Source organism: Bradyrhizobium diversitatis (assembly GCF_016031635.1).
Classification (GTDB): Bacteria; Pseudomonadota; Alphaproteobacteria; order Rhizobiales; family Xanthobacteraceae; genus Bradyrhizobium; species Bradyrhizobium diversitatis.
The window spans coordinates 91,105-116,470 of the sequence record NZ_JACEGD010000004.1; the positions used below are offsets into that span (position 1 = coordinate 91,105).

Consider the following 25,366-nt stretch of genomic DNA (forward strand, 5'->3'; position numbering starts at 1 on the left):
CGCAAGCGGGGAGAGGCGAACGCAAGCTCAGAGCAGCCCTGCCCCGCGCGCCCACTTGTACTTGGCGCCGAGCACCTCGACCGGCAGCTCCGTCGAGTAGGCGTAGGCCGGAATGCCGTTCTGGTAGAGATATTCGGCGGCTTCCTCGACCTCGACGTCGCCGGCCAGAGACGCGACCATCGGCTTCACAAAACCCTTGGCCTCCATCTCCTTCTTCACCTCGACCATGTTGCGGGCGAACACCATCGGCGGTGTGACGATGGTGTGCCAGTAGCCGAGGATGAGCGCGTGGATGCGCTCATCCGACAGGCCCAGCTTCACGGTGTTGACGTAGGTGATCGGCGGCTCGCCGCCGGTGATATCCACAGGATTTCCGGCAGCACCGAACGGCGGGATGAACTTGCGGAAGGCCGCATCGAGATCCGGAGGCATCGACATCAGCGACAGGCCGTTGTCGACGCAGGAGTCCGAGAGCAGCACGCCCGAGCCGCCGGCCCCGGTGATGATCAGCACGTTCTCACCCTTCGGCGTCGGCAGGACCGGCACGCCTCGGGCGAATTCGAGCAGTTGACGAAGTGAGCGGGCGCGGATCACGCCAGACTGCTTGAACACGTCCTCATAGATGCGGTCGTTGCCGGCGAGCGCGCCGGTGTGCGAGGACGCAGCCTTGGCACCGGCCGAGGTGCGGCCGGCCTTGAGAACGACCACCGGCTTCTTCTTGGAGACGCGTTTCGCCGCTTCGGCAAAGGCGCGGCCGTCCTTGAGGTCTTCGCAGTGTTGCGCGATCAGGTTCGTGTTCGGATCCTGCTCGAAGAAGGCGAGCAGATCGTCCTCGTCGATGTCGGACTTGTTGCCGAGACCGACGATCGCCGAGACGCCCATCTTCGCTGAGCGCGAGAAGCCGATGATGGCCATGCCGATGCCGCCCGACTGCGACGACAGCGCTGCGTGGCCCTTGACGTCGTAAGCTGTACAGAAGGTCGCGCAGAGATTGGCGGGCGTATAATAGAAGCCGTAGATGTTCGGCCCCATCAGGCGGATGTCGTACTTCTTGCCGACCTCGACGATCTCGGCCTGCAGCTCCGGCGCGCCGGCTTCAGCGAAGCCCGACGGGATCAGCACCGCGCCCGGGATTTTCTTCTCGCCGCACTCGGTGAGCGCTGCAGCCACGAACTTGGCGGGGATCGCGAACACCGCGACGTCGATCACGCCGGGCACGTCCTTGACGCTCTTGTAGGCCTTGTAGCCGAGGATCTCGGTGGCCTTGGGATGGATCGGATAGATTTCCCCCTTGTAGCCGCCGTTGATGAGGTTCTTCATCACGGAATTGCCGATCTTGCCGTCCTCGGCGGATGCGCCGACCACGGCGACCGCCTTTGGCTGCATGATGCGGTTCATGGCCGCGACGATCTCTTCAGTCGGACGCGGCTTGGGTTTCGGCTTGAAGGCGAAGTCGACGACGATGCGCACATCCGCGGCGGTCGCGCCCTTCGGCGTCGCGAACACCGGGTTGAGGTCGAGTTCGACGATTTCGGGGAAATCGGTGACGAGCTGCGACACCTTGACGATGATTTCGGCGAGGGCGTTGCGGTTCACCGGCTCGCCGCCGCGCACGCCCTTCAAGATCTCATGCGCCTGGATGCCGTCGAGCATCGAGAGCGCGTCTTCCTTGGTGGCTGGCGCGAGGCGGAAGGTGATGTCCTTCAACACCTCGACCAGCACGCCGCCGAGGCCGAAGGCAACGAGCTTGCCGAACGAGCCGTCGGTGATCGAGCCGACGATGACCTCGGTGCCGCCGGCCAGCATCTGCTGCACCTGGACACCCTCGATCTTGGCATCGGACTTATATTTCTTGGCGTTGGAAAGAATGGTCTCGTAGGCCTTCTCAGCCTCTTCGGTGGTCTTGAGACCGACGATGACGCCGCCGGCTTCGGTCTTGTGGAGAATGTCCGGCGAGACGATCTTCATCACGACCGGGAAGCCCATGGACGAAGCCATCTTGCCGGCCTCGCCGGCCGATTTTGCCACGCCCTCCTTCGGTACCGGAATGCCGTAGGCGTCGCAGACCAGCTTACCCTCCGGCGCCGTCAGGCTGGTGCGGTTGTCCGCCTTGACCTGGTCGAGCACCTTGCGGACGGCATCTTTGGAATTGGACATCTGGCTTCTCCCTTGACCTGAGTTCGTTCTTTGCAAAGCGCGCGCGTGGTTTGCGGCTGCCCGTGATGCTTGCCATTCGCCGCGCTCTGTTCCATGCGGCGGAACGGAGTGGCATACACCTAAAGACTACTCCGCCGGCTTGGATCAAAAATGGCTGGCGATGGCATTTGGTATGCCAGAAGCCAACTTGTCAAGCCGGAGCTTGTCTTAGAACGCCGCAAAAAATCGCCGCCTTGACATTCTGGCATGTGGTATGCCAAAAACTTTCCCGTCAATATTCCTGTAAAAGACGACTCCCACTGGAGGAGATTCGTCGTGTCACTACGGAAACCAACCAAGGCGTTGCCGAACATGGCCGAGGCAGACATCGCAATCGTTCGTATTGCCCCGGAGAGCAGCTTCAAGAACAAGGCGTATGACGCCTTGAAGGAAGCCATCCTCAAGATGGATATCTACTCGACGCCCGAGCCGGTGATGCTGGACGAGCGCGCATTGTCGGAGAGACTTGGCGTCAGCCGCACGCCGATCCGCGAAGCGATCGCCATGCTCGAGCAGGACGGTTTTGTGAAGACGGTGCCGCGCCGCGGCATCATGGTGGTGCGAAGGACCAAGAGCGAGATCGTCGACATGATCCGCGCCTGGGCGGCGCTGGAGAGCATGGCCGCGCGCCTCATCACCACCACCGCACGCAAGAAGGACATCACGGCGCTGCGCGACTTCTTCAAGGACTTCAGCAAGGACCGCCTGCCCGAGGATCACGTCGAGGAATATTCCCGCGCCAACATCGCCTTCCACCAGGCGCTGATCTCGCTGTCGGAATCGCCCGTGCTGGTCGATCTCACCAACGACCTCCTGCTGCACGTGCGCGGCTATCGCCAGCTGACCATCGGCCGCAAGGACCGCACCGCAACCTCGCTGCCCGAGCATCTCGGCATCATCGAAGCGCTGGAAGCGCGCGACACCGAACTCGCCGAGAAGCGCGCCCGCGATCACACCCTCGGCCTCGCCGCTTACGTCGAAGCGCACGGCCAGGAACTGTTCACGTAGCACTTTATCTAGCGAACCTTCACCAGAAGGGCGAAGCACTCGCCCCAGTACTGAGACCAGGGAGACAAGGCCCATGCTGAATACCGCGACCAAGTCCGAAGCACCGGGCACCGAGCAGGAATTGACGGATGGCTTCCATCTCGTCATCGACGCGCTCAAGCTGAACGGCATCAACACTATTTATAATGTGCCGGGCATCCCGATCACGGATTTGGGCCGCATGGCGCAGGCCGCGGGTATTCGCGTGATCTCCTTCCGCCACGAGCAGAACGCCGGCTACGCCGCCGGCATCGCCGGCTATCTCACCAAAAAGCCCGGCGTCTGCCTCACGGTCTCCGCGCCCGGCTTCCTCAACGGTCTCACCGCGCTCGCCCATGCCACCACCAACTGCTACCCGATGATTCTGGTCTCGGGCTCCTCCGAGCGCGAGATCGTCGACCTCCAGCAGGGCGACTACGAGGAGATGGACCAGCTCGCGATCGCGAAGCCGCTGTGCAAGGCGGCCTATCGCGTGCTGCACGCCCAGGACATCGGCATCGGTTTCGCGCGCGCCATCCGCGCCGCGGTCTCGGGCCGTCCGGGCGGCGTCTATCTCGACCTGCCGGCCAAGCTGTTCGGCCAGGTGATGAACGCCGAGGCCGGCCGGAAGTCGCTGGTCAAGGTGATTGACGCTGCGCCCGCGCAGATCCCCTCGCCGGCTTCGGTGAAGCGCGCGCTCGACGTGCTCAAGAGCGCCAAGCGTCCGCTCATCATCCTCGGCAAGGGCGCGGCCTACGCGCAGGCGGATGAAGAGATCAAGAATTTCGTCGAGAACAGCGGCGTGCCGTTCCTGCCGATGAGCATGGCCAAGGGCCTCCTCCCCGACACTCATCCGCAATGCGCCGGCGCGGCCCGCTCGACCGTGCTGAAAGACTCCGACGTCGTGATGCTGATCGGCGCGCGGCTGAACTGGCTGCTGTCGCACGGCAAGGGCAAGAGCTGGGGCGAAGCGCCGAAGAAGTTCATCCAGGTCGACATCGAGCCGAAGGAGATGGACTCCAACGTCGAGATCGTCGCGCCCGTCGTCGGCGACATCGGCTCGGTCGTCTCCGCGTTCAACCAGGCGCTGGCGTCGGGCTGGACCGCACCGCCCGCCGAATGGACCAAGGCCGTGTCAGCCAAGCGTGAAGAGAACGTCGCCAAGATGGCGCCGAAGCTCATGAACAACAAGTCGCCGATGGATTATCACGGTGCGCTCGGCGTGCTGAAGACCATCATCAAGGAGTATCCCGAGGCGATCCTGGTCAACGAGGGCGCCAACACGCTCGACCTCGCCCGCGGCGTCATCGACATGTACCGCCCGCGCAAGCGTCTCGACGTCGGCACCTGGGGCGTGATGGGCATCGGCATGGGCCAGGCGATCGCCGCCGCGCTCGAGACCGGCCACCCCGTGCTCGCAGTGGAAGGCGACTCGGCCTTCGGCTTCTCCGGCATGGAGATCGAGACCATCTGCCGCTACGACCTTCCGATCTGCGTCGTCATCTTCAACAATGACGGCATCTATCGCGGCACGGACGTGAACAACGCCAACGCCGACCCGGCGACCACCGTGTTCGTCAAGGGCGCGCGCTACGACAAGATGATGGAAGCCTTCGGCGGCGTCGGCGTCAATGCCACCTCGCCCGACGAGCTCAAGCGCGCCGTGAACGAGGCGATGAAATCCGGCAAGCCGACGCTCATCAACGCGGTGATCGATCCAGCCGCAGGCTCGGAGAGCGGCCGCATCGGCAACCTCAATCCGCAGAGCGTTCTGCAGAAGAAGAAGTAAGTCCCCGCCGGGTCATTCCCCGCGCAGGCGGGGAATCCAGTAATCGCCGGACCGTCCTGGATGGCGAGCACTGCGGCAAAACGAAACGACAGCGAATACTGGATGCCCGCCTTCGCGGGCATGACGGAAACAGAGTGGTAACAGGAGCAACACGATGACCAAAGCGCTCGAGGGCGTTCGCATTCTCGACTTCACCCACGTTCAATCAGGACCGACCTGCACGCAGCTGCTGGCCTGGTTCGGCGCCGACGTGATCAAGGTGGAACGCCCGGGCGTGGGTGACATCACCCGCGGCCAGCTGCAGGACATCCCGAACGTGGACAGCCTGTATTTCACCATGCTCAACCACAACAAGCGCTCGATCACGCTCGACACCAAGAACCCCAAGGGCAAGGAAGTCCTGACCGAGCTGATCAAGAAGTGCGACGTGCTGGTGGAGAATTTCGGCCCCGGCGTGCTCGACCGCATGGGCTTCCCCTGGGAGAAGATCCAGGCGATCAACCCGAAGATGATCGTCGCCTCGATCAAGGGCTTCGGCCCCGGACCGTACGAAGACTGCAAGGTCTATGAGAACGTCGCCCAGTGCACCGGCGGCGCCGCCTCCACCACCGGCTTCCGCGACGGCGTGCCGCTCGTCACCGGCGCGCAGATCGGCGACAGCGGCACCGGCCTGCACCTGGCACTCGGCATCGTCACCGCGCTCTTCCAGCGCACCCACACCGGCAAGGGCCAGCGCGTCACCGCGGCGATGCAGGACGGCGTGCTCAACCTCTGCCGCGTCAAGCTGCGCGACCAGCAGCGCCTCGCCCACGGGCCGCTGAAAGAGTACAGCCAGTTCGGCGAAGGCGTGCCGTTCGGCGACGCCGTGCCGCGCGCCGGCAACGATTCCGGCGGCGGCCAGCCCGGCCGCATCCTGAAGTGCAAGGGCTGGGAGACCGATCCCAACGCCTACATCTACTTCATCACCCAGGCCCCGGTCTGGGAGAAGATCTGCGACGTGATCGGCGAGCCCACCTGGAAGACCGATCCGAACTACGCCAAGCCGGCGGCCCGCCTGCCGCGCCTCAACGAGATCTTCGGCCGCATCGAGCAGTGGACGATGACGAAGACAAAATTCGAGGCGATGGAGATCCTCAACAAGGACGACATCCCCTGCGGCCCGATCCTGTCGATGAAGGAGATCGCCGAGGACCAGTCGCTGCGCGCGACCGGCACCGTGGTCGAGGTCGACCACCCCACCCGCGGCAAGTACGTCTCGGTCGGCAACCCGATCAAGCTGTCGGATAGCCCGAGCGACGTGCAGCGCTCGCCGCTGCTGGGCGAGCACACCGACGAGATCCTGCGTTCGGTGCTGGGCTTCAGCGACCATCAGGTCGCCGAGATCCACAAGTCCGGCGCGCTCGACCCGCCGCAGAAGCAGGCCGCTGAGTGAGCGGACCGCCGCGAACCAAACGAAAGGGCCGCCCGAAGGGGCGGCCCTTTTTGCTTGGGAAGGCGCGACGTCGCGGGCCTCAAACCAAAACTGGAAAAACAACCCCATGCACAGTAGCCATCCCATTGGGCCGCAACGATATTTCTGATTCGACGAAAAAATTCTGACCCGTCGGGCAAAACAGGGGTAGTATGGCATCGTGGATGTCGTGCCGGGAGTGCACATCCGGGCGCTGGCTGTTACACATCGGAGCGGCTCCCCGACCACACTCCATTCTCGGAACGGGGCTGCAGAGGTCTGGAGTCCAAGGGTGGTTATCGGACGTCAGCGCGAGGCGCAAGGACGTCAGCGATGAGCCGGACGAAATCCGCTAAAGTAGCCGAGTGACGATTGGGTGTGGGCGTTACAATGGACCGGCAATCACTTTCAGATCTCTTCGACAAAGCTATCAGTGGGCCTCCGGCACACGAGGCGCAACTTCACAGATCGGCCACTTCAAGAAATCACCCGCTGGGCATAGACCATCGTCCACCCGGAGAACAGCAAGTGAGCCGAATAGCAACCTTCGTCCGGATCGTAGCGACCTTCACAATCATCGTGGTCGCCACTCCACTCCGGGCTCAAGCAACACCGGAAGCGTCAGCGTGCGGATACCTCGCTGGCCTAATCGATAAGGCATCACCATCTGGACCACTGTTCCTGCCCAGCTATCCGACCGTCGAATCGGGGCCTCTCCATGCCGCCGCCTACCTCTATGACAATGCGGTAGCCGTCATCGCATTGGTCGGTTGCGGCGAGCGAGACAAAGGGTATCGAATTGGCTCGGCAATTCTGTGGGCCATCGATAACGACCGCACCTGGCATGACGGCCGCCTCAGGAACGCTTACGCGGCGGGGGCGGTGGTGAACGGCCCCGTCAAACTTCCAGGGTGGTGGGACAATACTCAAAACAAATGGTTAGAGGATCGATATCAGGTGGGTAGCGATGTTGGTAACGTGGCATGGGCCATGTTGGCGTTGCTGTCCATCGATGACGTGAACACCGACGCTCGGTTCCGCGATGGTGCAGCACGGCTTGGCGCCTGGGTCGCGCAATGGGCCGATACGCGCGGTACTGGCGGTTTCACGGGTGGTACGTTTGGGCACGAACCGACGCCGGAAGTGCGGACGTGGAAATCGACTGAACATAATACTGACCTCGCCGCCGTGTTTGGCCTTCTTGCGATCCGTACAGGCGAGTTGCGCTGGCGCGATAAGGCAACGGTTGCCGAGTACTTTGTAAATACGATGTGGGATCCGGGGTGCGCCTGTTTCGCCGCAGGGACCGCTGAAGACGGTGTCACGCATAATCCGATTTTTGGCTCTGGATGCCCAGATCTGGCCTTTAACAGCGCTTCATGGAGCGGCCGGGAAATTTGCACCGGCAATGACGACCGCCGAACAGCGAATGAGCGTCGGCGGAGGCTTTTCTTACGGTGAAGACCGGGACGGTGTGTGGACCGAAGGTACGGGCCAAATGGCTCTCTTGATGAAATTGCTCGGCAAGGCTGAGAGGGCAGAATCGTTGATCGCTGTCATCGAATCCCAGAGGTCGCCCGATGGTGGGTTCTATGCCACGACTGTCCGCGCGTTACCGACGGGGTTCGTGTTGGACACCGACCCGACCAAGCCGCGAAACTATTTCCGATTGTCACATCTTGGCGCAGCTTCGTGGGCTGCCCTCGCGGAACGTGGGTTCAATCCCTTTACGATGACAAAAGGGCTTCCGTAGTCGGGCCGCAGTGCTTCTCGTCTCGACTGTTTCGGTCTGTCTTGATTTCGATATGTCCGCAAAGGGCCACAGGACTAAACCGCGCGCGCCGTAGGGCACGACGGCCGGCAGCACGGCTGACAGGATAGCGCAACGGGGCGTCCCTGATTACGGTGAGTGCGCTCCCATTACAGTGACAGTGCACTCAATTTTACTTCGCCAGCGGCAGATTAGGTGCACTGTCACTGTAATCCGTTTGCAAAGCTGCTCGTCGTGTCCGCCGCTCGTCGACCGGCCACGGCAAAATGCGTCCTTGCGTTCATCCCGCGTCGCTAACCCGCCGACAATTCTCCAAGTTCGCCCCCAACCATCGCTCATTCAGCAAATACGCCATCGACGCGCCGCGCGCTGCACCGGTTTGCACTCAATCCGCCAGTTCGCCCGCAGTGGTCAAATCCCCATAGAGCTTGCCGCACCATCCCGCCCGTCATGCGCGGTTTCCTCCCCTGGAGGCTTTCGGACGCCGGCAGCCCGAATAGGCCGCGCCGTCACACCAGCGGCCGGCATCCGAAACCCTTCACAAAAACGACATTCGGAACTTAGCTAGAAGGACTCTCAGAGAGCTGCACGCAGTAAACTCTCGAAATCTTCCGCAGACGCCTTTCGCGGAGCCGTGGCATTCGAGTGGTCGGCCAACGCTCGGATAACTGTTTGCGGAATATGCCGAGCCTCAAAACCCATCTGGCTGAGCGTTACCGGTAGCTTTAACGATTGGACGAGATCGGACACCGCAGTGGCGAGATCGGTTTCGCGCGAAATGCGGAATATATCGCTCAGCTTCTCGTATTTGTTTCCGACGCTTTGCGCGTTGAAACGCAGAATGTGCGGCAAGAACACGCCGTTCAGCATACCATGATGCAGTGTCGGCGAGCGTAACGCGCCGGCGGCATGCGAAAGCGAGTGCACCGCGCCGAGCCCCTTCTGAAACGTGAGCCCACCTTCGAGCGCCGCCATCATCATCTCCCAACGCGCCTCGCGGTCGGAGCCATTTGTGACAGCGCGCTTGATAAAGTGCCATGCACGCTGCGCACCGTCGAGCGCGATCGCTTCCGCCGGCGGGTTGACCAACGGCGACAGAAACGTTTCGATACAATGCGTCAGCGCGTCGATGCCAGTTGCCGCCGTCAACAAAGGCGGCAGTCCCAACGTGAGTTCAGGATCGCAGATCGCCCTTTTTGGTATCAAGTGTGGACTGATCAGCGCCAGCTTTGAGCCATTGGTCAGATTGATCAAAGCACCGCGGCCGACCTCGCTGCCGGTCCCCGCAGTAGTCGGGATAGCGATCACAGGCGCGACCTTCGCGGTGATCTTGCCGACACCCCCACGGATTGCCGCGTAATGCTCCAATGGCCCTTCGTGGGTTGTGGCCAAAGCCACGCCTTTGGCAAGGTCGATGGGCGAACCGCCCCCGAGTGCAATGATGCCGTCGCAGCCGCCGTCGCGGTAGGCGACAACGCCTTCAAGTACTGCTTCCTCCGTCGGATTCGGCGGAGTGCCGGCGAACACCGAAACGGTTCTCGGATCGAGGTGGGTCAGCACCTGCGCTGCTATGCCGGCGGCCTGTACGCCGGCGTCCGTGACAACCAACGGCCGACGAATTCCGAGAACTTCCAACTCGATCGGTAAGCTCTTGATAGCACCGAAATCGAATATCGTCGTCGTCAGATAGCCAATGGTCGACACGGTTGCCTCCTCCCAATCGAAGACGCATTTGCTGCGCTGCCGAAACGTCTTATTCATCGGACATTTAACATCGGATGATTGCGACGGCAACAAAATCGGTGTATGGCTTCAGTGTGCCAGCAGGCCATAGAGCCGCGGTCCGGGAGTGAACAGTCGTTGAGCGCCAAGGGCATCAAATCTGCCGAGAAGCGTTTGAAGCCAGGCCGCATCCACGCGGTTCTAACGACGCTCGGCCGCGAGATCGCCCAAGAGATCATCCCGGCTGGTGCGGTATTGCCGCCCGAGAACGAACTCGAAGCCCGTTTCGGTGTCGGCCGCGGCGTCGTCCGTGAAGCAATCAAAATGCTTTCAGGGAAAGGGCTCGTCAGCGTACGGCCGCGCCACGGCACTCACGTGTTGCCGCGGCGCGACTGGAGTCTTCTCGATCGTGATGTCTTGAACTGGCTCGTCGGTGAGGATCAACTCGACCGTGAGCTGCTGCTTGCTATTCAGGAAGTGCGCTCGATCATTGAGCCGGCCGCTGCTGCGCTCGCCGCGACCCGCGCCACCAGGCAGGACCGGCAGCGGATCAATGCCGCGCTGATGGCGATGGAAGCATCGGACAATCAGGCAGCCGCAACGGCCGCGGACAAGGCTTTTCATCTCGCCATTCTGGACGCGACGCACAACCCGGTGCTGCAGGGCTTTCGCGGCGCGATCGATACGATCCTGAGCGCTGTGTTCGTCGTCGCCGTTGATAGCGTCGCTGGCTGGTTCGAGGACAACATTCCCAACCACGCCGCCGTTGCTCGTGCCATCGACGATGGCGATGCAAACAAAGCCCGCAAAGCCATGGAGCGAGTTCTTGGTTTGACCCACTCCCAATTGTCCAAGAAAAGTGTAGGCGCCGTTCGGCGGAATGCCAGGCCAAACGGCAGCCGTATCCTGAGGCAAGCGTGATGCTGTGGAGGCTCTCTTCGGCACTCTGGTTCTGCGCTCCCTTTGTAGTGCTCCTCATTCTATGGGCCGTTTTCATCCCGTATTTTGACGTCAATCCCCGGCTATTTCCTCACCTCTCCTCTGTGATCCAGGCTGGAATTGAGGGAATAAAAGATGGCACCCTTATTCAACACATCGGTGCAAGCCTGTTGCGCGTCGCCGTTGGCACAGTGCTCGCCCTGTTGATCGCGATCCCCTTGGGCATCGCGATGGGCGTGAGCCCGATCATCTCGAGCTTTCTGACGCCCCTGTTCAGGTTTTTCTCGGTGCTGGCCGGCATCGCATGGATCCCGATCGCGACGCTATGGTTCGGCTATGGCTTCGGCGCCATCACCTTTGTGATCTTCAATGCCGTGTTTTTCATCGTGACGTACAACACGCTTCTCGGTGTATCGACCATTCCCTTGCAGGTGCGTAATGCGGCCGCATCGCTCGGTGCGGGACGATGGGCGATGTTGACCGAAGTGCTGCTGCCGGGGGCGCTTCCCAACATCGTCACCGGCATACGCACCGGGTTGGGCTTTGCCTGGCGTGGGCTGATCGCGGCCGAGATGATCGCCACCAATGTTGGCCTTGGTTACATGTTGTTCGTAGCCCGCGACTTCTATCGGACTGAAGTGATCGTGCTCGGCATGATCGTGATCGGCGTGCTTTGGCTACTGCTCGACCGGCTGGTCCTGGCACCAATCGAGCGCGCCACCATCGAACGCTGGGGCATGGTGCAGCGCGCATGAAGCAGTTTCTACTCAAGATGTGGAGTCACTGCGTTCGCCTGACGGCGCGCTGGCCGTCGATCGCTTCCATCGCTCCTTTCATTCCGGTGGTCGCGGCGTGGTGGATCGTCACAGAGCTGCAAATATTCCCGCGCGTGTTTCTGCCTGGACCGGCGGAGGTCGTGCGCTCATTCGGGTCGCTGGTTTATATGGGCATCCTTCCGGCGTACCTGCAGGACAGCATCGTGCGCTTGGCCGTCGGAGCTTTTTGGGGCGTCGCCCTCGGCATTCCTCTCGGAATCCTGGTTGGCCTCAATCAGCGCGCGCGGACGGCGCTGTGGCCGCTGCTTCTGTTCTTTCAGGCCATCGGCGATATCGCCTGGCTGCCGATCCTGGTGATCTGGTTCGGCTATGGGCTCACGACCATCACGGTCGTCATCGTCTACACAGTCATCTTCCCGGTTGTCCTGAACACGGTGCTGGGCGTACGCTCGATTCCCATCACCCTGCACCGCGCGGCCCAGAGTCTGGGTGCCTCACGCATTCGCATGTTGTGGGAAGTGGTGTTGCCGGGAGCGCTGCCCAACATCGTGACCGGCCTGCGCAACGGGCTCGGCTATGGCTGGCGCGCTCTGATCGCAACCGAGATTATCGTCGGCACCAGCGGTATCGGATTTCTCATGTTCGACCCGCGCCGCTCCGGGTCCGTCGTCGAGATCCTGCTCGGCATGATCATCCTGGGAATTCTCTGGTACATCGTCGACAGCTGGATACTGGCACCGATCGAGCGGGCTACGGGACAGCGGTGGGGGCTGGTGACGCGATGAAGGATCTGACCATCCGCAACCTGTCGAAGACGTACTTCGACCCCTATGTCGGCACCAACGTCACCGCAGTGCATGACGTGTCACTGAAGGTGGAACAGGGAGAGTTCGTCTGCATCGTCGGTCCTTCTGGCTGCGGCAAGACGACGATCCTCAACATGATCGCGGGCTTCATCCCGCACACGGGCGGCGAGATCTTGGTTGGCGGCCGTCCGGTCAAGGGGCCTGGCCCTGATCGCGGCGTGGTGTTCCAGTCTTTTGCTCTGTTCCCGTGGCGAACCGTGCTCGAGAATGTCGCCTTCGGTCCCAAGATGCGCGGCGTCCGCAAGGTCGAACGCGAGAAGATCGCGCACGAATATCTGGCGCTCGCCAAACTGACCGAGGCAGCCGGGCGCTATCCGGCCGAATTGTCGGGCGGCATGCAGCAGCGTGTCGGCGTGGTGCGTGCGCTGGCGAACGAGCCGGACGTGCTGCTGATGGATGAGCCGTTCGCGAGCGTCGACGCCCAGACCCGAATGACGCTCCAGGAAGAACTGACGCGCATCTGGCAGGAGAAGCGGCCGACGGTCATCTTCATCACGCATGACGTCGCGGAAGCCGTGTTTCTCGCCAACCGGGTGGTCGCGCTGTCGAAGGGGCGTGTGCTCGATGACATTGCCGTGGACTTGCCACGGCCGCGATCATGGGACGCGCTCAACGATGATGCGCGGTTCAAGGAATTGTCGGGACGCGTACTTCAACTCGTGCGGTCGGCTTGAGTCATGTTGAAAGATGCCCTTCGATCGCGAAAGGCGTACATCCTGATGGCGGTGGCGGTCGGCTATCTGGCCTGGCAGCTTTGGCTGACCATCGCCGCACCGCAAAAGATCGCGAACTTCGCCGGCAGCTCGGACAAGGTGAATATCCTTGTCGTGCTGCCGTTCGAACCTGAACGTTTCCACGTTCAGCTGATGCAGACGTACGGCCGGGTATCCGGAACACAAGAAAAATCCGTTGAAGTCCGAGGAGTGAAACGAGCGGACTTGACGACCGTCGCCCGGCCTTACTGGGTTACGCGCGTCGAGCCGCTTCAACCAGGGGGATGACCCAGATGCGACGACTTGCGATGCTGCTCTGCGCCTTGTTGCTGCTGCCGTCACTGGCAATGGCGCAGGCCAAGGATCCCATAAAACTCAAGGTCGGCATGGTGGCCGCGGTGGACATGCTGGCGCTGCCTATTGCGCTGGAGCGCGGCTTCTTCGAAAAGTACGGGCTCGACGTGACAATCGCCCGCCCGTACGCAACCGGCGTCGATGCGCTCAATGCCTTGCAGGCAGGTGAAACCGACATGGTGCAAGCTGGCGTGCCAGCCATCGGTGCCATTCTACGCAACATGGACCTGGTTTTCTTCGGTAACTTCAGTGGCAACGCCACAAAGCTTGGATCCGATGCCACGCTCGCCCTCATTGCCAACGGGGACTCTGGGATCGGTAAAGGCGATTTGAAAAGTCTCAAGGGCAAAAAAATAGCGACTTCATTCGGCACGATCAACCATCTCTACATTCTCGGCTTGCTCGAGAAGGCAGGCCTCACGCCAACCGACGTAACTCTGATCAATACGCCGCCTCCGGAGATGAGCGTGGCGTTGCTTGCCAAGGGCGTGGACGCATTCGTGTGCTGGGACCCGGCACCGGTAATTGCCATGAAGGACGTGCCGGGCGCCGTCGAGGTCATCCGCGGCGGCGATGTCATCTCCTATCTCGGCTTCAATGTCGCGCTGCGGCCCTGGGTGGAGAAGAACGGGGCGACGGTCGAAAAATTCCTCGCAGCCGTGTCGGAGGCCGACCAGTGGATGCGCAAGAATCCCAAGCAGGCCGCCGGGATCGGTACGCGCTGGATTCCAGGGTTGAAGCTTGACGTGGCGGAGACCGCGATGCAGTACAACATCCAGCAGGTGGACCGCCGCATTTCTGCCCACAACTATCGCGCGTTGTGGAAGGCGCAGGATACGCTGCAACGGCTTGGCGTGATCAAGTCGGTGTTCGATGTGAACAAGCACATCGAGCCTAAATTCATCCTCAACGTGATGAACACCTATCCGGACTTGTTTTCCGATCTGCAGTCCATTCCGGCAGACGTGGCAATTAAACCGGGCTTCGTGTTCACGCCCTGAAGCTGAGTGTTGCCGCGCGCCCTCAAGCCGGTGCGCGGCAACAGACTCACACACAAAATATGCGTTTTTTAGCCGCAACGATGAAGCCGGCATCGGCGAACCATCCGCCCCGGCCGTGCGAGAAGATCACCAATGGCAGCTTTGCGCCCGTGACAGGGCAGTCCTTCACGCCTTTCAGGCCGAAATCCGCGCCGACCGATAAACGGCCCAGCGCGACATGCGTCGGCTCCGCCGCGCAAGGATACCAGATCGCACCTGACAGCGCCGGATCGGCGTCGAGCAGTTGAATGCCCGCAGCCTCGGCCGGCGAACCAAGACAGCAGAGCGTGATGGCCAAAGCCCAGAGCGTGCTGCGCAACGGAAGTCCCCCGATCTCCCGCAGGAGTTGAACGGGGAACGGGAGCGGAATTGTGGCTTCGGCTTGTCGGGCGGGCACACCTTGCCGCCGCTGTTGGCGTTGAGGCAAACTGTCCGCAAACAGGGAGGTCAGCATGTCACTGCTCGGCAAGGCCGCGGTTGCGATGTGGTGGAGCGTTCGCCCGGAGCAGCGCAGCGAGTTCGGCGACTGGCACTCGCATGAGCATTTTCCGGAGCGGATGAGCATTCCCGGCTTCCGGCGGGGATCGCGCTGGAGCAGCATGACGGATGCCGAGGGCTTCTTCGTGCTCTACGAGCTCGCGCAATACGAGGTGCTCACGTCGAAGGGATATCTCGACCGGCTCAACGCGCCGACGCCGTGGTCGAGGAAGATGATGCCGCATCATCTCGGCATGGTCCGCAGCCAATGCCGGATCATCGCGAGCTTTGGCGGTGGCGTGGCGGTCTCGCTTGCGACCATCAGGCTGTCGCCAGACGTCGGGCGGGATGCGGCGCTGCAGGCGCACCTTTCCGACACGCTCGCCGCATTGGCACGGCAGCCGAGACTGACAGGCGCCCACCTCCTGCTCACCGACACGCCTCGCACGAGCGGGCCGACGACCGAGCAACAGATCCGCGGCAAGGACGGTGCCGCCGACTGGATCGTGCTGCTGTCAGGCTACGATTCCGATGCCGTTGAGGACGTGATCGCCGGACGGCTCTCGCCGTCTTCGCTTCACGCGGCCGGCGCTTGCGAAAACCCTGGAATTGGCCGCTACAGGCTGGCATTCACGATGACATCGCAGGATGTCGCAGCCGTCCAGCAACCCGGCTGAACAGGGCTCGAAAAAATCCAAGGCGCCTGTCGGATCGGCGGCTTGCCCGTCGTCCTCGTGACATGAATGGGCCATAGACGCCAACGTCGGCCCATCAACGCAAGAGGATGAACGAAACATGCCCAATACTGTCCGCCTGCACCGCGTTCTCGCCACCAGCCCGGAGAAAGTCTATCGCGCCTTCCTGGAAGCCGATGCGATGGCGAAATGGCTTCCGCCGAACGGGTTCACCTGCACCGTGCATCATTTCGAGCCCAAGGTCGGGGGCACGTTCAAGATGTCGTTCCGGAATTTCACCACGGGCAACAGCCATTCCTTTGGCGGCGAATATGTCGAGCTCGTGCCCGGCGAGCGCATCCGCTATACCGACAAGTTCGACGATCCCAATCTGCCCGGCCTGATCGAGGTGACCGTGATCCTGAAGAAGGTCTCGGTCGGAACCGAAATCGACATCACGCAGTCGGGCATCCCGGATGTCATCCCGCCGGAGGCCTGCTATCTCGGCTGGCAGGAATCGCTGCGGAATCTGGCCAGGCTCGTCGAGCCCGAGATCAATCAATAGGCTGGCTCCGATGCAGCGGTGCTGCTCGGCCTGATGCGGAGCAGACCGCCACCGGCTTCGCGCCAGGGCAATCGCATATGGAGTGATTTCGCCCGTGGCCATCCTTCGAGACGCCCGCCGTTGGCGGGCCCTCAGGATGAGGAGCGAGTGCGTTGCGCCAGTTTCAACGGGCACCGGTGCCGCTTAGCCTCATCCTGAGGGACCGCGAAGCGGTTGTCTCGAAGGACGAGGCGCGCTCAGGTCTTTCAACAAAGCCATATGCGATCGCCCTGGGCGCCAAGCGGTATCCGACGGCGGCGCGTCAGGCGCCCTCCCGCCTGCGTTGCAGGCGCTCCCTGCAGTCCGATGCCCCTTGTGCCGGTCGAGCGGAAGGCTACACTCGGGAGGAATCGGGAGGGGGTTGATGAAACCATTCCAGGCGTTGCGGATGATTGCCTGTGGCGCGCTGCTCGTTGCGGCCGCAGCAGCTTCGGCCCGGGCCGAAGGGACTTTTGAAATTCCCGCGGGAGCACATTTCAACAAGGACAAGCTGGCAAAACTCGACGCGTTCTTCCGCAACGAAGTCGCGACGGGGAAAATTCCCGGAGCGATCCTGCTCATCCAGCAGCACGGCAAGCCGGTCTATCACCAATCCTTCGGCGTGCAGGACGTGGAGTCGAAGGCCCCGATCACCGACCATACCATCTTCCGCCTGTTCTCGATGACCAAGGCCATCACCAGCGTGGTTGCCGTGCAGATGATCGATGAGGGCAAGTTCTCCCTCGACGACCCGATCGCGAAATACATTCCGTCGTTTGCAAATGTGAAGGTCGGCGTCGAGAAGGCAGCCAGCGACGGCACCAAGACGCTCGAACTGGTGCCGACGAACCGGCCGCCGACGGTGCTCGACCTGATGCGCCAGACCTCCGGCGTCACCTACGGCTTCTACGGCGACAGCCTGGTCCGCAAGGCCTACAAGGCTGCCGATATCTACGCCGGCGATTTCGACCTCGCCGAGTTCGCCGAGCGGATCGCAAAACTGCCGCTGCACAATCAACCCGGCGCGCTCTGGCAGTATGGCCATTCCACCGACATCCTGGCGCGGATCATGGAAATCGCGTCCGGGAAGTCCCTGATCGAGGTCGAGAAGGAAAAGCTGCTCGATCCGCTCGGCATGAAGGACACCGGCTTCTTCGTCGGTGACCCCGAAAAGCAGAAGCTGCTCGCCAAGCCGATGCCGAACGACAGCGATTTCCGGGTGGGACGCGAAAACGATCCGACCAAGCCGAAGAAGATGATGTACGCCAGCGGCGGCATGGTCTCGACGATGGCGGACTACGCGCGCTTCGCTCAGATGCTGCTCAATGGCGGCACATACGAGGGCAAGACCATTCTCAGCCCCAAGGCGTTCAAGCTGCTGACGACGGACCAGGTCGGGCCCGGGTCGGGCGTCGAACGGGACTTCTTCTATTTTCCCGGCGACGGCTTCGGCTTTGGGCTCGGCCTCGCGGTACGCACCGATCCGGGCAATGCCAAACCGCCGCCGCCGGGCAATCTGGGCGAACTGAAATGGGACGGCGCCAGCGGCTGCTATTTCGTGATCGACCCCAAGCAGGACATGTTCTTCGTCTTGCTCGAGCAGACTCCCTCGGAGCGCCAGCGCATCCAAAGGACCGTGAAGCAGCTGATTTATGAGGCCATGGAGAACTAACGACATCACGTCGGCGAGCGAGCGACTGGGCAAGGCCATGTGCGCGCTTCAGTTCTGGCTGTACGGTCTTGATGTGCGTCAAACTGTCTAAAGGGCAAAACGGCTAGGAGCAGGAGTCTTCCCGGCCTCGGAGGCGAGATGATGAGATCTGCTATCGGATGGTTGATCGTTGCCGGTCTTGCCGCTGGTTTCGCCGCTGCCGCCAAGGCCGAAGAAGTCGATATCGGCAAGGCGGAGTTTCTGTCGTCATGCGCGAGTTGTCATGGCGCAGATGCAAAGGGCAAAGGACCGGTCAGCGGCCAGCTCAAGACACCGCCTTCCGACCTGACCGTGTTGGCCAAGAACAACAACGGGGTGTTCCCACCAACGCCGTTTACGAGACCATGTATGGGTCGAAATCGGTCCCGGCTCATGGCACGCGCGAAATGCCGATCTGGGGCGAACGGTTCAACCCCATCGTCAGCCTGCCTCATGCTGTCGATCCCACTTATTGGCAAAAGGCCGGGCCGCAGCAAAGCCCGGAGGTCGTCGTGCGGACTCGCATTCTCGCCGTGATCGATTACCTGAACCGAATTCAGCAGAAATAGCGACCGAACAGCGTCGCCGCAGGGAGGCTGCTCGCCGCCTGCTACGCGACCTGACTTGCCGCCCAGCGATCCGGATCGGGACTATGTCCGATCAGCGCAAGCCCATAGGCGATCGACTCGAACTGGTCGCCTGACATCAGCCGTTCGTTGCCGAACCGCTCGGCGAACAGCTTCCGGACGGCCGGCACAAAGGACGTGCCGCCGGTCAAGAACACCTTCTCGATCTCGCGCGCGGTGACGCCGGCCTCCGCCAGCACCTTGTCGACGGTCGCCCCCAGCCGGGCGATATCGTCGGCGATCCAGGCTTCGAAATTCTTCCGTGTGATGGCCGCGCCGATATCGACGCCGCCGCCCTTGAAGCGGAAGTCCACCTCGTCCTGCGCCGACAGCGCGACCTTGGCATCGGACACGGCGCGGTAGAGCGAAAAGCCGAGGTCGAGATCGACGATGGTGATGAAATCCTCGAGCAGGTCAGGCTTCAGCGCAGTGCGCGCAAGTTCGCGGAGTTCGCGCAGATCGCCGTTGCTCTTCATCATCGCGAGCTGATGCCAGCGCGCGAGGTTGGTGTAGTGGCCGCTCGGGACCGGCAGCACCTTGTCGAACGAGCGAAAGCTGGAGCCTTTGCCGAGCCGCGGCGAGACGACGTGGTCGACGATGCGATAGTCGAAGGTGTCGCCGGCGATGCCAATGCCGGCATGGCCGAGCGGCTCGGCGCGAAGGCTGCCGCCCGCGCGCGAGAAGCGCATCACGGAGAAATCGCTGGTACCGCCGCCGAAATCGGCAACCAGCACGGTGGCATCCCGCTCCAGCCGGCGCGCGAAGGAAAACGCCGCGCCCACGGGCTCGTAGACATAGCGCGCGTGACCGGCGCCGAGCCGTTCGAACGCGGCCCGGTAGCGCTGCATCGCCAGCGCCTCGTCGGGATTGCCGCCGGCGAAGCGCACCGGACGACCGACCGTGATATTCGCCGCCTCGAAGCCGAACTTCCCGCCGCCATGGCGCGCCAGCGTCCGCAGGAAGGCCGCCAGAATATCCTCGAACTTGTAGCGCTGCCGGAACACCTGCGTGGTGTTGAAGCTGCTGCTCGCCGCAAACGTCTTGAACGACTGAAGGAAGCGGTAGACGTGGCGGCCTTCGAGGAACTGCTCGATCGCCCACGGACCACCCTCGGCCTGGGCGCCGGCGCCGGGCCGGTCCTCCCAGAAGCACAGGGCCGACACGTAGACGCTGTGGCGCTGTCCGCCATGGTCGAAGCGGATGGCCTCGACCCGGCGGTCGTCCGCCGCAATCGCGACGACCGTATTGCTGGTCCCAAAATCGATGCCGATCGAGACGGCGGGCGAGGCGCTCGACATGAACCACTCTGACGGAGGATTGGAAGGGGGCAGAGCACTAACGGCTTTGTCGTCCCCTTGCAAGACCTGGTCGGAAATGGTCGCCCCCGGACCTCACGCCGAGACTCTGACATTCACGCCGATCAGCTGGATTGATCGCCTCGACGCCAGGCCGGAAACGGATCGGCGAGAGCGGACCATGCGGCGATGTCCATCGTCGACGTTTCCGGGACGAGACATGCGTCGAGTCTGCGGCGGATCTCGGCTTCGTCCATGCCGGTGCCGATGAACACGATCTCCTGGCGGCGATCGCCGTAGACCTTGTCCCAATACTGGCCGAGCCGCTTGCGCCAGGCCTCATCATTCGGCCACCGCTCCTTCGGGACGCTCGCCCACCAGAAGCCTAGCGCTTCGGTCCTCACGATCGCTCCCGCCTGGCTGATCTCGCCAAGCCATTGCGGCCGCGTCGCCAGCCAGAAATGACCCTTCGCCCGGATCACGCCCGGCCAGGATGCCTTGACGAACTTGTCGAACTTCGACGGATCGAACGGCCGGCGGGCGCGGTAGACGAAGTTCCTCACGCCATATTCCTGCGTTTCAGGCACGTGGTCGGCGAAACCGTAGAGTTCCTTGTACCAGAGCGGATGCTGCTGGGCCTTCTCGAAGTCGAACCGGCCGGTGTTGAGCACGCGGTCGAAGGGCACGCGGCTGTGATTGGCCTCGATGATGTCGGCTTCGGGATTCAACGAGCGGATGATCTGGCGTGCCGCCTCGCGCTGTTGCGGCGAGGCATCGTCCACCTTGTTGAGGATGATCACGTCGGCGAACTCGATCTGCTCGACGAGGAGATCGACCAGCGTCCGCTTGTCGCCGTCCAGCGCCTCGCCGCGCTCGCCGAGGAACTCGGTCGAGGAATAGTCCTTGAGCAGGTTGGCGGCGTCGACCACCGTCACCATCGTGTCCAGATGGGCGATGTCGGAGAGGCTTTCGCCGTCCTCCGAGCGGAAATCGAACGTCGCTGCGACCGGGAGCGGCTCCGAAATGCCCGTCGATTCGATCAGCAGATAATCGAAGCGCCCGCTTTGGGCGAGCGCACGTACCTCCCTCAGGAGATCGTCGCGCAGGGTGCAGCAGATGCAGCCATTGGTCATCTCCACCAGCTTCTCATCAGTCCGCGAGAGGTTGGCACCACCATCGCGGACCAGGTCCGCATCGATGTTCACCTCGCTCATGTCGTTCACGATCACCGCCACTTTCAGGCCGTGCCGGTTGTTCAGGACGTGGTTCAGCAAAGTGGTCTTTCCAGCCCCGAGGAAGCCGGACAAGACGGTGACGGGGAGTTTGGGCATGGAGATCGAACAGCCTTTTGAGCGGGATGGGTCGAGGGCGGCGAGACACGGCATCTCACTATGTAATGTTATAACATTACATTCTCTGTTCGGCGCGCCGTGTCAAGGTGCTCTGTCCTGTGCGCCTTACCGGCTATGCCGCAATGCGGAAGAACGAATGCTGCTATGCAAACAAAAGCATGGACGCTGGCATCTGGTATACATAAACTGCCCTTCGAAATGAGGCAGCAAGGCTGACTGTCTCCAGAAAGGGATTTCCGATGTCCAAGACCGCTTCCGTCGCTCTCGCCCCCTCCACTTCGCTGTTCGCCCGCCTGATGGCCGCGATCGACAGCTTCCTGATGGCGAGCGCCGAGATTTCCAATCACAACGGCGACCTGCCGCGTTTCGGCCTGTAAGAAAGGCCTTGTCCGCCCGCCTAACGGCGGAGCTGACAGACCCCGCAGACGCCAGGTTCGGTCAAATGGCCCCGCACGTTCGGGGCCATTTTCTTTTGCCTCCTTGCCCGGGCTTGCGACCTCAGCTGCGACGATTCGTCCGCCGGACTGGCTGCCGATCCGATTGTTTGTTTGCTGGCATCGCGCATACCATTGGACAAGCAGGAACGATTGCACAATCCAAGGTGTAAGGCGAGGAAACATAACGCAAGACGGGAACAGCCGAGGGCACACGCACCGCGAGCCTTGGCGGAACCTTAGCCGAAAGGAGCGGATGCCGCGCGTCGTCCCTCCTCATACAGTTTCTATCGGGACTGCCATGGGAGATCGACCGCAAGGGTGACACCAGGCATCTGAATCGAGATGGGCTGACGCAAGTCGACAAAGAGCGGCTGCGTTGAGGGTTCGACAGGGAGAGAAGCAAATGAAGCCATCCGTTCTGAGTGTCGCTTTGGCGGCAATCGCGATGTCGTGCGCGAGCAGCACCGCAAGCCGGGCAGCCTGGGAGCCGGTCCGTCCGGTCGAGTTCATCGTGCCCGCGGGCACCGGCGGCGGCGCCGATCAGATGGCACGCACCATTCAGGGCATCGTCACCAAGCACAACCTGATGAAGCAGCCGATGGTCGTCATCAACAAGGCGGGCGGCGCGGGCGGTGAAGGCTTCCTCGATGTGAAGACGTCGTCGGGCAATCCGCACAAGATCATCATCACGCTGTCGAACCTGTTCACGACGCCGCTGGCCACCGGCATTCCGTTCAACTGGAAGGATTTGACGCCGGTGGCGATGCTGGCGCTCGACGAATTCGTGCTCTGGGTGAATGCCGAGAAGCCGTACAACAGCGTCAAGGATTACGTCGACGCCGCGAAGAAGGCACCAAGCGGCTCGTTCAAGATGGGCGGCACCGGCTCCAAGCAGGAAGACCAGATCATCACGGTCGGCATCGAGAAGGCGATCGACGCCAAGTTCACCTACATTCCCTACAAGGGCGGCGGCGAAGTCGCCGTCCAGCTCGTCGGCAATCACGTCGATTCAACCGTCAACAATCCGATCGAAGCGGTCGCGCAATGGCGCGGCGGCAAGCTTCGTCCGCTCTGCGTCTTCGACGCCCAGCCGATGGCCTATGACGAACCGATCGCCGACGGCAAGGCCTGGAAGGATATTCCGACCTGCAAGTCGCAGGGTCTTGCGATGGAGTATCTCATGCTGCGCGGCATCTTCATGTCGCCCAAGGCGACGAAGGACCAGATCGAATACTATGTCGAGCTGTTCAAGAAGGTGCGCGCCACGCCGGAATGGCAGGACTTCATGAAGAGCGGCGCCTTCAACACGACCTTCCTGGCCGGCCCCGACTACGCCAAGTGGATTGAGGCCGAGGAGAAGCGCCACGAAGGCTTGATGAAGGAAGCCGGCTTCCTCGCATCGGCGAATTGAGCCGCGACTTCGACGATGGCTGAGGACGCTGCTCGTCCTCGCGCCCACCGCGAAGGACTGCGTTTCCGCCCTGGAGGTCCCATGACTGAACGATCTGAACGCGGCCCGGCACACAAGACGCTGGAAATCGGGATGGCGCTGCTGATCGGCGTCTTCGGCCTCGTCGTCATCTTCGGCAGCCTGAAGGCCGGCATCAACTGGGGCGCGGAGGGCCCGCGTGCCGGCTTCTTCCCCTTCTATATCGGCGCCGCCATCGTCGTGGCGAGCGCCATCAACCTCTGGCATGCGCAACGCGACGACGATGGCCGGCTGTTCGCAGAATGGGGGCAGCTGCGCCAAGTCATGAGCGTCGTCGTGCCGACCGCGATCTATGTCGGCTCGATGCCGTTCATCGGCCTCTACGTCGCCTCGATGGTTTTCATCGCCTGGTTCATGCGCTGGCTCGGCGGCTATCGCTGGCTGACCGTCGTCGCGGTGGCGGTCGGCATGCCGGTCCTGACCTATCTCGTTTTCGAGCGCTGGTTCCTCGTCCCGCTGCCCAAGGGGCCGCTCGAGGAATGGCTCGGCCTGTGAGAGCCACGCATTCATTCAATTGCTGCTGCAGGACGTTTTGACATGGAAGAGTTGGCCAATCTGTTTCACGGCTTCGCGGTCGCCCTGCAGCCCTACAACATCATGCTGATGATCATCGGCATCACGCTCGGCGTCATCATCGGCGTGCTGCCGGGGCTGGGGGGCGCCAACGGCGTCGCGATCCTGCTTCCCCTGACCTTCAGCATGCCGCCGACATCGGCGATCATCATGTTGTCCTGCATCTATTGGGGCGCATTGTTCGGCGGCGCCATCACCTCGATCCTCTTCAACATCCCCGGCGAGCCATGGTCGGTGGCGACCACCTTCGACGGCTATCCGATGGCGCAACAGGGCAGACCCGGCGAAGCCCTGACCGCCGCCTTCACCTCCTCCTTCGTGGGCGCGCTGTTTGCCGTCATCATGATCACGCTCGTCGCGCCCCTCGTTGCGGGCTTCGCACTGCGATTTGGTCCGGCGGAGAAGTTCGCGGTGTACTTCCTCGCGTTCTGCAGCTTCGTCGGCCTCAGCAAGGAGCCACCGTTCAAGACCATCGCGGCGATGATGATGGGCTTTGCGCTCGCGGCGGTCGGCCTCGATTCGATCACCGGACAGTTGCGGCTGACCTTCGGCATCACGGAGCTGCTCAACGGATTCGACTTCCTGATCGCCGTGATCGGCCTGTTCGGCATCGGCGAGATCCTGCTGACCATGGAGGAAGGGCTGGCGTTCCGCGGCGGCAATGCGAAGATCAACCTGCGGGTCGTGCTTCACACCTGGCGCGAGCTGCCCGCCTATTGGATGACCTCGCTGCGCTCCTGCCTGATCGGCTGCTGGATGGGCGTCACGCCCGCGGGCGCAACGCCGGCCTCCTTCATGAGCTACGGCATTGCCAAGCGCCTGGCGCGACGCGGCAACAATTTCGGCAAGGGCGAGATCGAAGGCGTGATCGCGCCGGAGACGGCCGCGCATGCCGCGGGCACCGCCGCGCTGCTGCCGATGCTCTCGCTCGGCGTGCCGGGCTCGCCCACCGCCGCCGTCCTGCTCGGCGGATTGTTGATCTGGGGCCTGCAGCCCGGCCCGATGCTGTTCGTCGAGCAGAAGGAGTTCGTCTGGGGCCTGATCGCGTCGATGTATCTCGGCAACCTGGCCGGCCTCATCGTCGTGCTCACCTGTGTACCGATCTTCGCCGCGATCCTCCGCGTGCCCTTCGGCATCATCGCGCCGCTCATCCTGGTGCTCTGTGCGATCGGCGCCTATTCGGTGCACAACAGCACCTTCGACGTGATGCTGATGCTGGTGTTCGGCGTGCTCGGCTATCTCCTGAAAAAGTGCAACTACCCGCTCGCCCCGCTGGTGCTCGCCATCGTGCTCGGCGACAAGGCCGAGGAAGCCTTCCGCCAATCGCTGCTGGGCTCGCAGGGATCGCTCGGGGTGTTCTTCTCCAACGGCCTCGTCAGCACGATCATGGCGCTCGGTCTGGTCGCCTTGTTCTGGTCCGCGATCCAGGAAGGCTATAGCCGGTTGCGCACGTCGATGGCGTGAGGCGCGACCGCGCCATCAGCACCATCGCCAAATTGCCGCAGGTCGGACTTCTGGAATATAGAAT

23 protein-coding genes are annotated in these 25,366 nt (G+C 62.4%); 18 read left to right on the forward strand and 5 right to left on the reverse strand.

Annotated elements, in window-relative coordinates; translation table 11 throughout:
* Positions 1–27: 27 nt before the first annotated feature.
* Positions 28–2,157, reverse strand: coding sequence for an acetate--CoA ligase family protein (locus tag H1B27_RS04725; protein WP_197965178.1), 2,130 nt, complete (start codon positions 2,155–2,157; stop codon positions 28–30).
* 351 nt (positions 2,158–2,508) lie between these two features.
* On the opposite strand from H1B27_RS04725, the gene H1B27_RS04730 reads away from it, so the two are divergent.
* From H1B27_RS04730 to H1B27_RS04745, 4 genes are all read left to right on the forward strand, one after another.
* Positions 2,509–3,204: a GntR family transcriptional regulator gene (locus H1B27_RS04730; protein WP_162131044.1), complete on the forward strand. Its 696-nt coding sequence runs from the start codon at positions 2,509–2,511 to the stop codon at positions 3,202–3,204.
* A 73-nt stretch (positions 3,205–3,277) separates the two neighbouring features.
* The gene (oxc, locus tag H1B27_RS04735) at positions 3,278–5,011 is read left to right on the forward strand and encodes an oxalyl-CoA decarboxylase (protein WP_197965179.1); all 1,734 of its coding nucleotides are present in this window, start codon (positions 3,278–3,280) and stop codon (positions 5,009–5,011) included.
* Between the two features lie 154 nt (positions 5,012–5,165).
* On the forward strand, positions 5,166–6,443 hold the full coding sequence (frc, locus tag H1B27_RS04740) for a formyl-CoA transferase (protein ID WP_197965180.1): 1,278 nt from the start codon (positions 5,166–5,168) through the stop codon (positions 6,441–6,443).
* Positions 6,444–6,989: 546 nt separating this feature from the next.
* Positions 6,990–7,922: a hypothetical protein gene (locus H1B27_RS04745; RefSeq protein WP_246515180.1), complete on the forward strand. Its 933-nt coding sequence runs from the start codon at positions 6,990–6,992 to the stop codon at positions 7,920–7,922.
* Positions 7,923–8,808: 886 nt separating this feature from the next.
* On the opposite strand, the gene gbd is transcribed toward H1B27_RS04745, so the two are convergent.
* Positions 8,809–9,936, reverse strand: coding sequence for a 4-hydroxybutyrate dehydrogenase (gene gbd, locus H1B27_RS04750; protein WP_197965181.1), 1,128 nt, complete (start codon positions 9,934–9,936; stop codon positions 8,809–8,811).
* Between the two features lie 156 nt (positions 9,937–10,092).
* Between gbd and H1B27_RS04755 the strand changes: the two genes are divergently transcribed.
* From H1B27_RS04755 to H1B27_RS04780, 6 genes are read left to right on the forward strand one after another with little or no spacing between them, the layout of a single operon-like run.
* Positions 10,093–10,875, forward strand: coding sequence for a FadR/GntR family transcriptional regulator (locus H1B27_RS04755; protein ID WP_197965182.1), 783 nt, complete (start codon positions 10,093–10,095; stop codon positions 10,873–10,875).
* Entirely contained in the window at positions 10,875–11,648 is a 774-nt protein-coding gene (locus H1B27_RS04760; RefSeq protein WP_061883381.1) for an ABC transporter permease, read from the forward strand. The genes H1B27_RS04755 and H1B27_RS04760 overlap by 1 nt, the downstream gene beginning before the upstream one ends.
* Entirely contained in the window at positions 11,645–12,454 is an 810-nt protein-coding gene (locus H1B27_RS04765; RefSeq protein ID WP_197965183.1) for an ABC transporter permease, read from the forward strand. Before H1B27_RS04760 ends, H1B27_RS04765 begins: the two co-directional genes overlap by 4 nt.
* The gene (locus H1B27_RS04770) at positions 12,451–13,209 is read left to right on the forward strand and encodes an ABC transporter ATP-binding protein (protein ID WP_197965184.1); all 759 of its coding nucleotides are present in this window, start codon (positions 12,451–12,453) and stop codon (positions 13,207–13,209) included. Before H1B27_RS04765 ends, H1B27_RS04770 begins: the two co-directional genes overlap by 4 nt.
* Positions 13,210–13,212: 3 nt before the next feature.
* Positions 13,213–13,536: a hypothetical protein gene (locus H1B27_RS04775; protein ID WP_246515182.1), complete on the forward strand. Its 324-nt coding sequence runs from the start codon at positions 13,213–13,215 to the stop codon at positions 13,534–13,536.
* A 5-nt stretch (positions 13,537–13,541) separates the two neighbouring features.
* Positions 13,542–14,603, forward strand: a complete 1,062-nt coding sequence (locus H1B27_RS04780; protein WP_197965185.1) for an ABC transporter substrate-binding protein — start codon at positions 13,542–13,544, stop codon at positions 14,601–14,603.
* A gap of 46 nt (positions 14,604–14,649) precedes the next feature.
* Here the strand turns inward: H1B27_RS04780 and H1B27_RS40955 are convergent, their stop codons facing one another.
* On the reverse strand, positions 14,650–15,096 hold the full coding sequence (locus tag H1B27_RS40955; protein ID WP_197965186.1) for a hypothetical protein: 447 nt from the start codon (positions 15,094–15,096) through the stop codon (positions 14,650–14,652).
* Here H1B27_RS40955 and H1B27_RS04790 point away from each other — a divergent pair.
* The 4 genes from H1B27_RS04790 to H1B27_RS04805 all read left to right on the forward strand — a co-directional run bounded on the left by H1B27_RS04790 (position 15,095) and on the right by H1B27_RS04805 (position 18,635).
* Positions 15,095–15,796 carry a hypothetical protein gene (locus H1B27_RS04790; RefSeq protein WP_197965187.1) on the forward strand — a complete coding sequence of 234 codons (702 nt, stop codon included), beginning with the start codon at positions 15,095–15,097 and terminating at the stop codon, positions 15,794–15,796. The two genes, H1B27_RS40955 and H1B27_RS04790, sit on opposite strands and share 2 nt — an antisense overlap.
* A gap of 118 nt (positions 15,797–15,914) precedes the next feature.
* On the forward strand, positions 15,915–16,358 hold the full coding sequence (locus H1B27_RS04795; protein WP_061883307.1) for an SRPBCC family protein: 444 nt from the start codon (positions 15,915–15,917) through the stop codon (positions 16,356–16,358).
* A 403-nt stretch (positions 16,359–16,761) separates the two neighbouring features.
* Entirely contained in the window at positions 16,762–18,048 is a 1,287-nt protein-coding gene (locus H1B27_RS04800) for a serine hydrolase domain-containing protein (protein ID WP_061883308.1), read from the forward strand.
* Positions 18,049–18,296: 248 nt separating this feature from the next.
* Positions 18,297–18,635 (forward strand): hypothetical protein, encoded by a 339-nt coding sequence (locus tag H1B27_RS04805; RefSeq protein ID WP_246515184.1) that lies wholly within the window; start codon positions 18,297–18,299, stop codon positions 18,633–18,635.
* Between the two features lie 41 nt (positions 18,636–18,676).
* Here H1B27_RS04805 and H1B27_RS04810 read toward each other — a convergent pair whose 3' ends face one another.
* On the reverse strand, positions 18,677–19,990 hold the full coding sequence (locus tag H1B27_RS04810; protein WP_197965188.1) for an Hsp70 family protein: 1,314 nt from the start codon (positions 19,988–19,990) through the stop codon (positions 18,677–18,679).
* A gap of 122 nt (positions 19,991–20,112) precedes the next feature.
* On the reverse strand, positions 20,113–21,318 hold the full coding sequence (zigA, locus tag H1B27_RS04815) for a zinc metallochaperone GTPase ZigA (protein ID WP_197965189.1): 1,206 nt from the start codon (positions 21,316–21,318) through the stop codon (positions 20,113–20,115).
* A 260-nt stretch (positions 21,319–21,578) separates the two neighbouring features.
* On the opposite strand from zigA, the gene H1B27_RS04820 reads away from it, so the two are divergent.
* From H1B27_RS04820 to H1B27_RS04835, 4 genes are all read left to right on the forward strand, one after another.
* Positions 21,579–21,716: a hypothetical protein gene (locus H1B27_RS04820; protein WP_197488824.1), complete on the forward strand. Its 138-nt coding sequence runs from the start codon at positions 21,579–21,581 to the stop codon at positions 21,714–21,716.
* Between the two features lie 463 nt (positions 21,717–22,179).
* Entirely contained in the window at positions 22,180–23,187 is a 1,008-nt protein-coding gene (locus H1B27_RS04825) for a Bug family tripartite tricarboxylate transporter substrate binding protein (protein WP_061883312.1), read from the forward strand.
* Between the two features lie 81 nt (positions 23,188–23,268).
* Positions 23,269–23,760, forward strand: a complete 492-nt coding sequence (locus tag H1B27_RS04830) for a tripartite tricarboxylate transporter TctB family protein (protein ID WP_061883313.1) — start codon at positions 23,269–23,271, stop codon at positions 23,758–23,760.
* A gap of 42 nt (positions 23,761–23,802) precedes the next feature.
* Entirely contained in the window at positions 23,803–25,302 is a 1,500-nt protein-coding gene (locus tag H1B27_RS04835) for a tripartite tricarboxylate transporter permease (protein WP_131870172.1), read from the forward strand.
* Positions 25,303–25,366 lie beyond the last annotated feature (64 nt).

Coding starts and splice junctions, on each gene's coding strand:
- H1B27_RS04725 (WP_197965178.1), bottom strand. CDS start 2,157: ATGTCCAATTCCAAAGATGCCGTCCGCAAGGTGCTCGACCAGGTCAAG.
- H1B27_RS04730 (WP_162131044.1), top strand. CDS start 2,509: ATGGCCGAGGCAGACATCGCAATCGTTCGTATTGCCCCGGAGAGCAGC.
- oxc (WP_197965179.1), top strand. CDS start 3,278: ATGCTGAATACCGCGACCAAGTCCGAAGCACCGGGCACCGAGCAGGAA.
- frc (WP_197965180.1), top strand. CDS start 5,166: ATGACCAAAGCGCTCGAGGGCGTTCGCATTCTCGACTTCACCCACGTT.
- H1B27_RS04760 (WP_061883381.1), top strand. CDS start 10,875: ATGCTGTGGAGGCTCTCTTCGGCACTCTGGTTCTGCGCTCCCTTTGTA.
- H1B27_RS04765 (WP_197965183.1), top strand. CDS start 11,645: ATGAAGCAGTTTCTACTCAAGATGTGGAGTCACTGCGTTCGCCTGACG.
- H1B27_RS04770 (WP_197965184.1), top strand. CDS start 12,451: ATGAAGGATCTGACCATCCGCAACCTGTCGAAGACGTACTTCGACCCC.
- H1B27_RS04775 (WP_246515182.1), top strand. CDS start 13,213: ATGTTGAAAGATGCCCTTCGATCGCGAAAGGCGTACATCCTGATGGCG.
- H1B27_RS04780 (WP_197965185.1), top strand. CDS start 13,542: ATGCGACGACTTGCGATGCTGCTCTGCGCCTTGTTGCTGCTGCCGTCA.
- H1B27_RS04790 (WP_197965187.1), top strand. CDS start 15,095: ATGTCACTGCTCGGCAAGGCCGCGGTTGCGATGTGGTGGAGCGTTCGC.
- H1B27_RS40955 (WP_197965186.1), bottom strand. CDS start 15,096: ATGCTGACCTCCCTGTTTGCGGACAGTTTGCCTCAACGCCAACAGCGG.
- H1B27_RS04795 (WP_061883307.1), top strand. CDS start 15,915: ATGCCCAATACTGTCCGCCTGCACCGCGTTCTCGCCACCAGCCCGGAG.
- H1B27_RS04800 (WP_061883308.1), top strand. CDS start 16,762: ATGAAACCATTCCAGGCGTTGCGGATGATTGCCTGTGGCGCGCTGCTC.
- H1B27_RS04805 (WP_246515184.1), top strand. CDS start 18,297: ATGCGCGAGTTGTCATGGCGCAGATGCAAAGGGCAAAGGACCGGTCAG.
- H1B27_RS04810 (WP_197965188.1), bottom strand. CDS start 19,990: ATGTCGAGCGCCTCGCCCGCCGTCTCGATCGGCATCGATTTTGGGACC.
- zigA (WP_197965189.1), bottom strand. CDS start 21,318: ATGCCCAAACTCCCCGTCACCGTCTTGTCCGGCTTCCTCGGGGCTGGA.
- H1B27_RS04820 (WP_197488824.1), top strand. CDS start 21,579: ATGTCCAAGACCGCTTCCGTCGCTCTCGCCCCCTCCACTTCGCTGTTC.
- H1B27_RS04825 (WP_061883312.1), top strand. CDS start 22,180: ATGAAGCCATCCGTTCTGAGTGTCGCTTTGGCGGCAATCGCGATGTCG.
- H1B27_RS04830 (WP_061883313.1), top strand. CDS start 23,269: ATGACTGAACGATCTGAACGCGGCCCGGCACACAAGACGCTGGAAATC.
- H1B27_RS04835 (WP_131870172.1), top strand. CDS start 23,803: ATGGAAGAGTTGGCCAATCTGTTTCACGGCTTCGCGGTCGCCCTGCAG.